Raw genomic sequence first — 13007 nt, 5'->3', positions numbered from 1 at the left:
CGGCGGCTGCTCACTCCGTCGACACATGGCGGCCCTGGACGCCCGGATGGCCGCTACGGGTGCGTTGCCGTCTACACTGGGCGACGTAGGTCCGGCGTGGGGACGTACGTACGTCGTAGGGGGACGCGTGCAATTCGATGCCGGCCGCAGGGCACTCATTCTGGCGGGCCTGGGGATAACCCTGACCGGGTGCGCGGCGGCGACGCCGCAAACAAGGCCGGCCGAGAGGCCGGTTCCCAGCCCGCGGCCTTCAGGAACGCCGTCGCCTACGTCGGAGCCCGCCCCGACCGGTTCGCCGTCCTTCCAGCCGCCGGTGCTGCCTACCCGGGACGAAATCATCGATAGGTTCACCGGGCACGTCCCACAACACTGGGGACTGGACGTTCCCGGTGTTGTCAGCCAACTGCCTGCTACTGCCGGCGGCACCGTACTGACCCTTGACTATTGCGGCGGGCCAGGTGGGAGTCAGACTGACCATACAATCCTGGACCTCCTGCGTGAGCACAGGATGCCCGCGACCCTGTTCCTCAATTCCCGGTGGATCGCCAGTAACCGGGGACTTGCGAAGGAACTGGCAGAAGACCCGCTCTTCGAGATCGCCAACCACGGGACTCAACATCTGCCGTTGAGCGTGATGGGGCAAAGCGCGTACGGCATACCGGGCACAACCGGGCCGGGAGAGGTGTATGACGAGATCATGGTTAACACGGACATGATCGCGGAGCTCACAGGGAAACCGCCACGCTTCTTCCGGTCCGGCACGGCGCACCTCGACGAGCTGGCGTCCCAGATCTGCCTTGCCCTCGGTCAGACGCCGACCGGCTTCAGCATCAACGGCGATGCCGGCGCAACTTACCCGGCACACATCGTGACCCAGGAGATCACACGGGCGCAAAACGGTGACATCATCATCGCCCACGGGAACCAGCCCGCCGCCGCCACCGGCCAGGGCCTCGCTGCAGCCGTGCCACTACTCGAGACCAGCTTCATTCCGCTGGAGTTGCCCGTGTGACGCTGGTAGCAACGCTAGGGGTTAGACCGGAGTCCTGGTTGTCCGGATGGTTCTGGTCGGCACCTTTCGCGGTGCCGGTCTGACCGCAAGGTACAGACCGGCTGCTGTCAGCAGCACCGGCACAGTAACGACGACGGCGGTAGCCGGGTCGTCAGCCAACAGTCTTGGTATTGCCCGCCCGGGTGCGGTGGCGGCGAACACGAACGCTATCGAGATGCCGATGTAGCTGCCGATCATGTTCGCCCGGTGCGCTGTGATGTTGCGCCGGATGGCGGACACGAGGCCGAGCGTCACGGTGATGATCGTGAAGGCTGAGAGGCCGTGCAGCCAGCTGTAGTGTCCGTCGGTGACAATCCAGAAGCTGCTGACGCAGACGAAGTACATGGCGCCCACCCACGTATAGCCAATGATCCGATGAGCCCGATCACGGCGGCGTCGGAAGATATTGAGGGGTCCCAGCACAAGCACGTACAGTGCGGCGATTACGTGGGCGGCTAAGAGCGGGCTCCAGTCCATGTCTATAAGATAGGCCTACTATCCCATGGTGTACATCAGGATAGTTGCCGCTGTTCTACTATCCGATGAGGAGTTCCCGATGCAGCTGAAGGAACTGAGCGCGGCAACGGGGATAAGCGCGGCCAGCATCAAGTTCTACCTGCGCGAGGGCATCCTTCAGCGCGGTGATGAGATCCACCCCACGCGAGCAGAGTACGGTGCCAGACACGTCGAACGCCTCGAGCTGATTGCGGGGCTGCGCTCCGTTGTGGGGCTACGCATTGACCAGATTCGCACCCTGATAGGGCTGGTTGAGGATCGTGGCGTCTCCCGGCTGGAGCTGCTCGGCAGGACCCAGGCGATGGTGCTCGGGGCCTCGGAGCAGAACGTACCGGATCACCCGCTTGTGGCCGAACTAATGGAAGCCCAGGATTGGCCGGATACTTCCTCCGATGCACGTGCGCTGCTCAACAGGACTCTGGAGGATATGGAGGCGATGGGCCTTTCGGTGAGTGCCGACGTCGTCCTCGGGTATGCGCGTGCGGCCGATCTGGTGGCCCGGCAGGATCTGGGCACCGTGTTCGACGCTCACTCGCGGGACCGGGCGGTGCTGGCCGTGGCAGTGGGCGTCCGCGCCTATAGCAAGCTGCTCCTGAGCCTGGTGGCGCTTGCGCAGGCGTCACAGAGTATCCGGCGCCTACGTGATGCGGACGAGGAGTAGGTTCGGTGGGCCGTTCGGTTCCTCAGGACAGCGGCAGGACCATCGTACCGACCAGGGATACCGCGAGAATGACCAGCGTGGAGAGCAGACCGAGCAGAATCGGGCGCCTGCCTACCCTCAACAGGCTTCTCAGTTGGACGCCGAGCCCGAGCGCGAACATCGCTGCTGAGAGCAGCAGTGTCTGTAGGACCTGTGCCAGTTCCAGAATGTCCTGAGGCAGCAGGTTCGAGGTACGCACGAGCATCGCTCCTACGAACCCCACAATGAAGAGGGGGACCACCGGCGGCATCTTCCCGCCGGCCCTCGGCCGGGTGCGGCGCATATGCATCACAATGCCCGCGGTGATGGGGGCCAGGGTGAGAACTCTGGCGAGCTTGACCGTGACAGCCACGGCAAGCGCGGACCCGCCCACCGCTTCACCCGCCGCAACGACCTGTGCTACCTCGTGAGTCGAAGCCCCGATCCATATCCCCAGTGTCCCCTCGGGAAGTCCCAGGAGCTCACCGAAGAAGGGGACGGCCGGAATCATCAGGGTTCCGAAGAGCACCACCAGTCCGATGGCTGTGGCAACTTCAGTTTTCTTGGCTCCGGCTGCGCTCTCCATCGCGGCCACCGCCGCGGCGCCACAGATCGAGAACCCGGACGCTATGAGGAGGCGCTGCGCAAGGCTGACGCCCAGGAGCTTGCCGAGCCAGAGCGTCGCAGCGAAGGTAAGGCCAACCGACAGCAGGACAATCAGCAGTACACCGGGCCCCAGTTCGAGGACTGCCGACAGTGAGAGCTGGAGACCGAGCAGTACGATCCCGGCCCGCAACAGGTTTCTGGAGGAGACCGCGATACCTCCGAAAAAGCGGGTGGGGATCGGCCACAGGTTTCCCCATACCGCTCCCAGCAGGATAGCTATCAGCAGCGGACTCGCTCCCGGGAGCACGCGGCTCACGAGCCAGGCCAGCGTCGCAGCGGCGAGGCAAACGCCCAGCCCGGGAAGGATCGGCAGGATTCGGCCGAAGGGTCGTTCCGTCATGGCCGGGCGGTAGGAGGGACCAGCGGCAGCCGGCGTGTCCGCCAGAAACGAAACGCCCCCGGCAGAGCCAGGGGCGTTTCGTGAAAATGAACGTGTCTAGCGCTCAATGTCACCGCGGATGAAGGCCTCGACCTTGTCGCGGGCGATGTCGTCGTTGTACTGCTCCGGCGGCGACTTCATAAAGTAGCTCGATGCCGAGAGGATCGGACCGCCGATGCCGCGGTCCGAGGCGATCTTTGCGGCACGGATGGCGTCGATGATTACGCCGGCCGAGTTCGGGGAGTCCCACACCTCGAGCTTGTACTCAAGAGAGACGGGGGCATCGCCGAAGTTGCGGCCTTCGAGGCGGACAAACGCCCACTTGCGGTCATCGAGCCAGGCGACGTAGTCCGAGGGGCCGATGTGGACGTCGTCGGCGTGCATTTCAGCCTCAACGTTGGACGTAACAGCCTGGGTCTTGGAGATTTTCTTGGACTCAAGGCGATCCCGCTCAAGCATGTTCTTGAAGTCCATGTTGCCGCCCACGTTCAGCTGGTAGGTGCGGTCCAGCGTGACGCCGCGGTCTTCGAACAGCTTGGCCATGACGCGGTGCGTAATGGTTGCGCCGATCTGGCTCTTGATGTCATCCCCCACGATCGGGACGCCGGCCGCGGTGAACTTGTCAGCCCACTCCTTGGTGCCCGCAATGAAGACGGGAAGGGCGTTGACGAATGCGACTCCGGCGTCGATTGCGCACTGGGCGTAGAACTTGGCAGCGGCTTCGGAACCGACGGGCAGGTAGCAGACCATGACGTCGACCTGTGAGGCCTTGAGCTCTGCCACGACGTCAACCGGCTCAGCGTCCGACTCGACGATGGTTTCGCGGTAGTACTTGCCCAGGCCGTCGAGGGTGTGGCCGCGCTGGACCTTTACGCCGGTGACCGGAACGTCGGCGATCTTGATGGTGTTGTTCTCGCTGGCGCCGATGGCCTCTGCAAGGTCCAAGCCGACCTTCTTGCCGTCAACGTCGAACGCCGTAACAAACTGCACGTCATTGACGTGGTACTTGCCGAATTGCACGTGCATCAGGCCGGGGATGGTCGCCGTTGCGTCCGCATCCTTGTAGTACTGAACGCCCTGTACCAGCGACGCGGCACAGTTTCCGACACCGACAATTGCTACCCGAATGGGGTTAGTTCCCACTGTTCTCCTCTTTACGCGCTTTTGTAACCGCTCGGACTGAGGTCTCTGTTCGCCTTATGTCCACGGCCAAATCCACAGCTCACACAGTCTACTTCTTAATGGGAACACACATTATTGCCCACACATTCCTTGTACTCCCCTGAAAGTTCGATTCCCGGACGCATCAGCAGAGGAGGGGTACCGCCGTCGTGCCCTTTCGCTAGGCTTCGACACATGGAGCACGAAGAGAGCCCGCGCCGCCCCGCGAGCATCTCCGTGCCCACCCGCAAGGACTCTTTGCTGAGGCATCTGACTGAGGTCGTGGGAGGCCCGCTGGGCCGACATGCTGCCCCAGGGATTGTCCGCCCGGCGGTTTTCACCGTGGAGCGGGTTCTGATTCTCATGACGACGGCGGCTGCCGTTCTCGCGGTGCTGATCAAGGCTCCCTGCCGGGTTGACGGGTGGGTGCGGCCCGTCCAGTTCTATCGGGCCTGCTATTCCGACTGGACGGAAGCGTTCCAGTTCCAGGGCCTTGGAAGCGGACTTTTCCCCTTTGCGGAGGGTTCCACTTTTGACGGTCCGGTGCTGGTTGGAGTGTTCGCGGGCCTGGTTGCGTTCCTGGTGCCGACGTCGGAAGCCGGGATAATCCAGACGCAGTCCGTGGTGCAGTATTTCGATGTCAACGCCGTGTTGATCGCAGCTGCCTGGATCGGAACGGTTGTCGCGACGATGCGGCTGGCCAGCCGGCGGCCCTGGGATGCGGCAATCGTTGCTATGGCGCCGATCGCCGTCCTGACCGTGACCTCAAGCTGGGCCCTGCTGTCCGTTCTGCTCAGTGTCTTCGCCGTATGGGGATTCGCGCACCAGCGCTATGTGGTGTCCGGTGTCCTGCTGGGGCTAGGCGCATGGTTCAGCATCCATGTGCTCCTGGTCTTCGGTGCCGTGATTCTGCTGGCCCTGCGCACCGGCCGTTTTCGCGCCGCGCTCATGACGGGTAGTTCATTGGCCGCGGTGTGGGTTCTCACCGTTCTTCCGTTCGGTCCGGGACGGGGAATGGCCCTTCCGTGGGAGTACGATCCGGCGCGCCTCGAGGTTTCATCGTCGCTCTGGGCCGGTTACAATCTCATCGCACAGCAGGCGGGCCTGCCGAGCCTCACACCCAACGCAACGGGGATTGCGGCGCTAACCGGCTTCGGGATACTGACGGCGCTCATCGTTCTGCTGGTGTTGCGGGCACCTCGACGGCCGAGGCTTCCGCAGGTGGTGTTTCTCCTGATTGGGGCGCTGGTGCTCGTTGTTCCGGACTACCGGCCGGAATTCAGTCTGTGGCTGCTGCCGTTCCTGGCGCTTTCATATGTCGATTGGAGAATATTTCTCACCTGGCAGCTCGTAGAAGTCCTTCACTGGTGGGCGTACTGGATGTTCGTCGCCCGGGAGGTTTCAGCGGGCGTGGTTGAGAACAACATCGACGCCGTCTACTATGTGGCCGCAACCGTTGTTCGACTGTTAGTCACGGGTTATCTCCTCTACCGGGTCGCACAACATGTACTTGAACCGGCATATGATCCGGTACGGCGTCTGGACATCGATGACCCTGCGGGCGGTCCTTTCAACGGCGCTCCTGATCGAAAGGCTTACGCTCCGGTAGGCTTGAGCGAGCCCCGTCCGGGCCCGAAAATCCCCGCACCGAAAGACTCCCAGTGACAGAATCCGTCTTCCGCAGCGAGCGCCTTACGCCTAAAGCTTTCGAGGCCTTGGCGTCGGCTCATCCCGACGTCATCATCCCCCTCGAGCAGACGCCGCAGTGGGCACTTTTCGAGCGGAGCCTGGGCCGGGAGCCCTATGGCCTGTGGGCCTACTACGACGACGGCGGCGCGCCCGTTGTGTTGATGAGCCTCCTGCGGGTGCGGCGAAAGTTCCGTGAATCGCTGGTAGCAATCAATGGGCCCGTCTGGTTCGCCGACCGTTCACCTGCCGCTGAACTTCGCCTGATGCGGACGGTTCAGGAGCAATTCGCCGAAGACCCGGGCGCGGATCCGCTCTACGTCCGTATGCAGGTCAGGACTCCCCAGCCTCCGGCTGATGGTCCGATTGAGCATGGCTGGTATGAGCGCGAGATCGTCGTGGACCTGACGCCCAGCGAGGACGCCATCTTCAAGTCCTTCCGGCCGAACGCCCGCAACAGCATCCGGCGTGCGGAACGCTCAGGCGTAGAGGTCCGAGCCATCGAACGGGCCGATTGGGTTGATGTTTTCCGTCAGGACCTTTATCCCATCCTGCAGGAAACAGCCGAACGCGATGGCTTCTCAAGCTTCAGCACCGACTACTACGAAAAACTCCTCTCGGAGCTGGGGGACTACCTCCGGCTCATGGTGGCTTACGTGGACAACCGGGCGGTGAGCTGGCTTATCACCACGGAGTACCGCGGGTATTCGGTTTACTACTTCGCGGGCAGCACACTCGATGCCCGTAAGACCTTCGCCCCCTACCTGCTGCTGTGGGAAGCGTTCAAACAGCTCAAGGCTGCGGGAAACACAGCCTGCGGTCTCACCGGGATCGTCAGCGAGAACTACCCGCAACTGGTCAACGTGACAACGTTCAAACGGAACTTCTCGAAGAACGTCGTGGACATCCCAACCACGTACGACATCCCGCTGAACCCCGGAAAGTATCGGGTAGTGGCCGGATTGCTGTCGTTCCGCAGGACGGCACCGGCGAAGGGCCGTGCGCTGCTGATGGGGGCGGCGGCGCGGTTGTCGAAGCTGCGGGCCGGTCGCACCGAGGTCAGGAACTAGTCATGGCCGACGTCGCGATTGTCGGTGCCGGGCCCAACGGGCTGGCGGCCGGCGTCGTGATGGCACGTGCAGGACTGAGCGTCGAGGTTTTCGAGGCCGGGAAGACTGTCGGCGGCGGATCGCGCACCATGGAGCTGCTCGAACCGGACCATCTCCATGACACCTGCTCTGCAGTTCACCCGATGGCGTTGGCCTCGCCGTTCTTCCGGGAGTTCGGCCTCTCCGAGCGGGTCCCGTTCGCGGTGCCTGAGCTGTCCTATGCGAACCCGCTCGACGACGGGCGGGCCGGCCTTGCCTACCGGGACCTCGGGCGCACGGCTATGAGTCTCGGCAAGGACGGACAAGCCTGGCGACGACTGATGCGTCCGCTCGTGCAACATATTGACGGTGTGGTGGACACCGGGCTGAACCAATTCCTTCGTATCCCTCGCCGCCCTGTGGCTGCGGCCCGGCTGGGTCTGGGGACCCTGGAGCAGGGTTCGCCGCTGTGGAACCTGCGCTTTTCAACGGAAGAGGCGGCAGCGTTGTTCACCGGCGTTGCCGCGCACGCGGTATCTCCATTGCCGACCCTCGCTGCTGCCGGTGCCGGACTTACCCTTGGTGCGTTGGCCCACGCGGTGGGATGGCCCATTCCACTGGGAGGGTCGCAGGCACTGGCAAATGCCATGGCGGAGGACATCCGGGCGCACGGAGGAGTGATCCACACTGCTCGCCGGATCGAGTCGATCGCCGAGTTCGACGACGCCCGTGCAGTCCTGCTCGACGTTTCCCCTAGCGCTGTCGGAAGCCTTGCGGGCCATCGTCTGCCTCCGGGATACCTTTCGGCGCTGGAGGGTTTCCGGTACGGCGGCGGCGCCTGCAAGGTCGACTTCATCCTCTCAGGGCCGGTGCCCTGGGTGAACGAGGAAGTACGGACCGCGGGCACTGTCCACGCGGGTGGTACACGGGCGGAAGTAGCGGCTTCCGAAGCCGAAGTGGCGGCGGGACAGCATCCGGACAAGCCCTACGTCCTGATCTCGCAGCCTTCACTGTTCGATTCCTCCCGTGCCCCGCACGGACGGCACATCCTCTGGACGTACTGTCATGTACCCAACGGATCCACGAAAGATATGACCGAGGCCATAGTGCGGCAGATCGAGCGTTTCGCGCCCGGCTTCCGTGACGTCGTCGTACGTTCACACACAATGACGGCGGCCGATCTGGAACAGTACAACGCCAACTACGTGGGGGGAGACTTCGGCGGCGGTGCTGTCACCATCCCGCAATTGCTGGCGCGTCCCACGTTCGGGCCGAACCCGTGGCGGATGCCTGCGAAGGGTCTGTACCTGTGCTCGGCGTCCACTCCGCCGGGGCCGGGCGTTCACGGCATGGGCGGGTATCACGCTGCGAAGCTGGCGTTGAAGGATGTGTTCGGTCTGTCGGTACCGGATCTGTCTCCGGCCTCCTAGAAGGAACATCAGAACCGCGAATCGCGTTCCATCACGAGGAACGGAAGCAAGGAGATGCGCGGGTGCTGCAAGTAATAGTCATTGGTGCGGGGCAGGCCGGGCTTTCCGCGGCGTACCACCTGCAGCGGCAGGGTCTCCGACCGGAACGTGACTTCCTGGTCCTCGACGCGAACGGGGGCCCCGGTGGCGCGTGGCGGCACCGCTGGGACTCACTGACCTTCGGCGCAGCGCACAACATTCATGATCTGCCCGCCATGGAACTGGGCACACCTGACCCGACCGAGCCGTCCTCGTCCGTTGTTGCCCGCTACTACGGCTCCTACGAGCGGGAGTTCGAGCTCAGAGTTCGCCGCCCAGTCAGGGTCGAAAAGGTCACCGAGGAAACATCGGGAACGCTCACCGTCCACACTGACGCAGGAACATGGGAGACCCGCCTCCTCATCAACGCCACGGGCACGTGGGACCGCCCGTACTGGCCCTACTATCCAGGCCGGGAACAGTTCCGCGGCCGGCAGCTGCATACCCACGACTTCGTCAGCGCGGAGGAGTTCCGCGACAGGAGCGTTGTGGTGGTCGGTGCGGGAACTTCGGCCGTCCAGTTCCTTCTCCAGCTCCACGAAGCCGGCGCGAGAACCACCTGGGTGACCCGCCGCCCACCTCTCTTCACCGACCGGACGTTCGACTCCGAGTGGGGCCGCGACGTCGAGCGCAGGGTGCACGAGCGCACCAAGGCCGGGCTTCCGCCGTCGAGCGTTGTGTCGGTGACCGGACTTCCGCTGACACCCCAATACAGGGCGGGCATTGACGCAGGCATCCTCCGGTCGGAGGGGCCGCTCAGGAGGATCACACAAACCGGCATAGAGCTCGCCGACGGCAGGACGGTCGCAGCCGACGCCATCCTGTGGGCCACCGGGTTCCGTGCCGCACTCGACCACCTGAAACCGCTGAAGCTGCGGGAGCCGGGGGGCGGCATCCGGATGGACGGCGTGAAGGTCCTGAAGGATGATCGCGTGCTGCTGGTGGGCTATGGCGCATCAGCATCAACCCTCGGAGCCACCAGGGCCGGACGGGCGGCAGCGATTCAGGCAGTGAGGCAGCTCAGAATCGTGGATCAGCAGGAAGAACTCGCGGGCTGACGTCAACCATTTCCGGCGTGCGTTGCCGAAGAGTAAGATTGCTCACGATCACACAATTGAATAGCCATAACCAGCCAATGACCCGCAGCGGGAGAGTTCTGCCGTTGACTCACGTCCGGCAGGCGCCGTAGGAGCAAACCCTCCCCAGGAATCTCTCAGGCCCAGCACCGCAGCGGAAAGGCAACTCTGGAAAGCAGTACAACCACAGCGTGGTTGTGCTCACCGACGGTGCAATGCGAGCGTCTCGTCCGCAAAATCTCTCAGGTCCAATACAGAGTGGGGAGGAACCCGATAATCGTCCGCACACCCCGAGCGGGCCCGATCTACGGAGTTCCCATGACCCACCAGACGGAATCAACCTTCTCCGACCGCCACATCGGTCCGCGCTCGAATGACGCGGAGCGGATGCTCAAGGTCCTCGGATACCCAAGCCTGGACAAGCTCGTCGACGTAGCGGTGCCGGAGAGCATCCGCATTGAAGAAGGTCTCGACCTTCCGTCTGCGCTGAGCGAGTCGGAGGTTCTCGCAGAACTGCGCAGCATCGCGGCGAAGAACAAGGCCGCCGTCCAGATGATCGGTCAGGGCTACTACGACACCGTTACGCCCCCGGTGATCCGCCGCAACGTCCTCGAATCTCCCGGCTGGTACACCGCCTACACGCCGTACCAGCCGGAGATCTCCCAGGGCCGGCTGGAAGCACTGCTGAACTTCCAGACGATGGTCCAGGATCTCACCGCACTGCCGATTGCCAACGCGTCCCTGCTCGACGAAGCTTCCGCCGTGGCCGAAGCGGTCCTGCTGATGCGACGCTCCGGCAAGAACAAGGGCCGCACCGTCCTGGACGCCGACTGCCTGCCCCAGACCATCGCCGTCGTCACGGGCCGCGCCGAAGCGCTCGGTTTCGACATCGAGATTGCTGACCTTTCCAACGGTTTGCCCGACGGCGACATCAACGGCGTCGTCCTCCAGCAGCCCGGCACGTCCGGCGTCCTGCGCAACTCCACCGACCTCATCGCCAAAGCGCACGACGCCGGCGCGCTGGTCACGGTCGCGGCCGACCTGCTGGCGCTGACCCTGATCACCCCGCCCGGTGAGCAGGGCGCGGATATCGCCGTCGGCTCCGTCCAGCGTTTCGGTGTGCCGCTGTTCTTCGGTGGACCTCACGCCGCGTACATGGCCGTCCGCAAGGGGCTGGAGCGGATGCTTCCCGGCCGCCTGGTCGGTGTGTCAAAGGATTCAGACGGCGCTCCCGCCTACCGGCTTGCGCTGCAGACCCGTGAGCAGCACATCCGCCGTGAGAAGGCGACGTCGAATATCTGCACCGCGCAGGCGCTACTCGCGATCGTGGCCAGCATGTACGGCGTGTACCACGGGCCGGACGGACTGAGGGCTATCGCTGAACGCGTCCACGGCAAGGCCGCGAAGCTCGCCGCGGCTCTTCCCGGAACCGTCCACGGCCAGTTCTTCGACACTCTCCTCGTGAAGGCGGACGGCGCGGCCGCGGACCTCGTCAGCAAGGCCGAAGAGTGCGGCATCAACCTGCGCCTGGTCGACGAGGATCACGTAGGCATTTCCTGCGACGAAACCACCACGGACGCTCATCTTGAGACGATCGCAGAGGTTTTTGGCGCCGGCCTTCCGGACGAAGCGGATGTTGAGACGACGATACCCGCCGAACTGCAGCGTTCGTCGTCGTACATGACCCACCCCGTCTTCTCGCTGCACCGCTCCGAGACCCAGATGATGCGTTACCTGCGCAGCCTGTCCGACCGCGACCTGGCGTTGGACCGCACGATGATCCCGCTGGGCTCCTGCACCATGAAACTCAATGCCACCGTTGAGATGGAGCCGATCTCCTGGCCGGAGTTTGCAACCATCCACCCGTTTGCTCCTGACCATCAGACCGAGGGGTGGCGCCAGTTGATCGGCGACCTTGAAGACCGCCTCGCTGAAATCACCGGCTATGCCAAGGTTTCGATCCAGCCCAACGCAGGGTCGCAGGGTGAACTCGCCGGGCTCCTGGCAATCCGGAACTACCACCTGTCACGCGGCGATGAGGCGCGCAAAATGTGCCTCATCCCGTCTTCAGCGCACGGCACCAATGCCGCGTCGGCCGTGCTCGCCGGCATGAAAGTGGTGGTTGTGAAGACCGCCGAGAACGGTTACATCGACCACGACGACCTGCAGGCCAAAATTGAGGCGAACAGGGACTCGCTGTCCGCGATCATGATCACCTACCCATCCACGCACGGCGTCTTCGAGGAAGATGTGCGCTGGGTCTGCGACCAGGTACATGCGGCCGGTGGCCAGGTCTATATCGACGGCGCCAACCTCAATGCCCTCGTTGGGCTCGCCAAGCCGGGTGAGTTCGGCGGCGACGTCTCCCACCTGAACCTTCACAAGACCTTCTGCATCCCGCACGGCGGCGGCGGGCCAGGCGTTGGCCCGGTTGCGGTGGCGCAGCACCTCGTGCCGTTCCTGCCAGGAGACGCGAATGACGTGTCGAAGAGCGACATCCATACTGGCGTCCCCATTTCCGCCTCCCGCTTCGGTTCAGCAGGTGTGCTGCCGATTTCCTGGGCGTACATCGCCCTGATGGGCAGTGAGGGCCTGACGGCGGCAACCAAGTCCGCGCTGCTGGCCGCCAATTACGTGGCCGCCCGCTTGAACGAGCACTTCCCGGTGCTCTACTCGGGCGAGAACGGACTCGTCGCCCACGAATGCATCCTCGACCTTCGCGCACTGACGGCCAAGACCGGGGTTACCGCTGAGGACGTCGCCAAGCGCCTCATCGACTACGGCTTCCACGCTCCCACCCTGAGCTTCCCGGTTGCGGGCACGCTGATGGTTGAGCCCACTGAGTCGGAGGATCTCGGGGAACTGGACCGTTTCGTGGACGCGATGATCGCCATCAAGAGCGAGATCGACCGTGTCGGCTCCGGTGAGTGGCAACTCGAGGATAGCCCGCTCCGCCAGGCTCCTCACACCGCCCAGGCACTCATCAGCGACGAGTGGTCCTTCGCCTACTCCCGCGAACTGGCGGCTTTCCCGCTGCGCACGCTGCGCCACGACAAGTATTTCCCGCCGGTTCGCCGGATCGACGGCGCGCACGGAGACCGGAATCTTGTGTGTTCGTGCCCTCCCCTTGAAGCCTTCGAGGAAAGCGCGGCATCCGTCGAGGACACCACAGCCGATGTCAACGCCTAAGGAAGCCG

10 protein-coding genes and 2 riboswitches are annotated in these 13007 nt (G+C 63.9%); of the genes, 7 read left to right on the top strand and 3 right to left on the bottom strand.

The features are described from left to right. Window positions 1-25 precede the first annotated feature (25 nt). On the top strand, window positions 26-1012 hold the full coding sequence (locus tag AC4D1W_RS13410; RefSeq protein ID WP_490899078.1) for a polysaccharide deacetylase family protein: 987 nt from the start codon (window positions 26-28) through the stop codon (window positions 1010-1012). A gap of 21 nt (window positions 1013-1033) precedes the next feature. Here the strand turns inward: AC4D1W_RS13410 and AC4D1W_RS13405 are convergent, their stop codons facing one another. Beyond that, on the bottom strand, window positions 1034-1528 hold the full coding sequence (locus AC4D1W_RS13405; RefSeq protein ID WP_490899077.1) for a DUF2306 domain-containing protein: 495 nt from the start codon (window positions 1526-1528) through the stop codon (window positions 1034-1036). A 79-nt stretch (window positions 1529-1607) separates the two neighbouring features. Here AC4D1W_RS13405 and AC4D1W_RS13400 point away from each other — a divergent pair, with 79 nt between their 5' ends. Further along, window positions 1608-2228, top strand: a complete 621-nt coding sequence (locus AC4D1W_RS13400; protein ID WP_490899076.1) for a MerR family transcriptional regulator — start codon at window positions 1608-1610, stop codon at window positions 2226-2228. A gap of 22 nt (window positions 2229-2250) precedes the next feature. Here AC4D1W_RS13400 and AC4D1W_RS13395 read toward each other — a convergent pair whose 3' ends face one another. After that, the gene (locus tag AC4D1W_RS13395) at window positions 2251-3252 is read right to left on the bottom strand and encodes a YeiH family protein (RefSeq protein WP_490899075.1); all 1002 of its coding nucleotides are present in this window, start codon (window positions 3250-3252) and stop codon (window positions 2251-2253) included. 96 nt (window positions 3253-3348) lie between these two features. Beyond that, window positions 3349-4434, bottom strand: coding sequence for an inositol-3-phosphate synthase (locus AC4D1W_RS13390; RefSeq protein ID WP_490890991.1), 1086 nt, complete (start codon window positions 4432-4434; stop codon window positions 3349-3351). 213 nt (window positions 4435-4647) lie between these two features. On the opposite strand from AC4D1W_RS13390, the gene AC4D1W_RS13385 reads away from it, so the two are divergent. From AC4D1W_RS13385 to gcvP, 5 genes are all read left to right on the top strand, one after another. Then, complete coding sequence (locus tag AC4D1W_RS13385; protein WP_490899074.1) at window positions 4648-6117, top strand: glycosyltransferase family 87 protein; 1470 nt, start codon at window positions 4648-4650, stop codon at window positions 6115-6117. After that, window positions 6114-7208 (top strand): lipid II:glycine glycyltransferase FemX, encoded by a 1095-nt coding sequence (locus tag AC4D1W_RS13380; RefSeq protein ID WP_490899073.1) that lies wholly within the window; start codon window positions 6114-6116, stop codon window positions 7206-7208. Before AC4D1W_RS13385 ends, AC4D1W_RS13380 begins: the two co-directional genes overlap by 4 nt. A gap of 2 nt (window positions 7209-7210) precedes the next feature. Then, window positions 7211-8656 (top strand): phytoene desaturase family protein, encoded by a 1446-nt coding sequence (locus AC4D1W_RS13375; RefSeq protein ID WP_490899072.1) that lies wholly within the window; start codon window positions 7211-7213, stop codon window positions 8654-8656. A gap of 62 nt (window positions 8657-8718) precedes the next feature. After that, entirely contained in the window at window positions 8719-9792 is a 1074-nt protein-coding gene (locus AC4D1W_RS13370) for an FAD-dependent oxidoreductase (RefSeq protein ID WP_490899071.1), read from the top strand. Between the two features lie 78 nt (window positions 9793-9870). Further along, a riboswitch (glycine riboswitch) is annotated at window positions 9871-9972 on the top strand. 1 nt (window position 9973) lies between these two features. Beyond that, window positions 9974-10077: riboswitch (glycine riboswitch) on the top strand. A gap of 51 nt (window positions 10078-10128) precedes the next feature. Next, a complete protein-coding gene (gcvP, locus tag AC4D1W_RS13365; protein WP_490899070.1) occupies window positions 10129-12999 on the top strand; it encodes an aminomethyl-transferring glycine dehydrogenase in 2871 nt (956 codons plus the stop codon). Window positions 13000-13007: the final 8 nt, after the last annotated feature.

The organism is Arthrobacter sp. TJ-170 (genome assembly GCF_058269305.1).
This window is presented reverse-complemented; position numbering and strand designations above follow the sequence as displayed.

Bases quoted from the DNA above. Each gene is read 5' to 3' on its own strand.
- AC4D1W_RS13385 (WP_490899074.1), top strand. From the start codon at position 4,648: ATGGAGCACGAAGAGAGCCCGCGCCGCCCCGCGAGCATCTCCGTGCCC.
- AC4D1W_RS13410 (WP_490899078.1), top strand. From the start codon at position 26: ATGGCGGCCCTGGACGCCCGGATGGCCGCTACGGGTGCGTTGCCGTCT.
- AC4D1W_RS13395 (WP_490899075.1), bottom strand. From the start codon at position 3,252: ATGACGGAACGACCCTTCGGCCGAATCCTGCCGATCCTTCCCGGGCTG.
- gcvP (WP_490899070.1), top strand. From the start codon at position 10,129: ATGACCCACCAGACGGAATCAACCTTCTCCGACCGCCACATCGGTCCG.
- AC4D1W_RS13375 (WP_490899072.1), top strand. From the start codon at position 7,211: ATGGCCGACGTCGCGATTGTCGGTGCCGGGCCCAACGGGCTGGCGGCC.
- AC4D1W_RS13405 (WP_490899077.1), bottom strand. From the start codon at position 1,528: ATGGACTGGAGCCCGCTCTTAGCCGCCCACGTAATCGCCGCACTGTAC.
- AC4D1W_RS13400 (WP_490899076.1), top strand. From the start codon at position 1,608: ATGCAGCTGAAGGAACTGAGCGCGGCAACGGGGATAAGCGCGGCCAGC.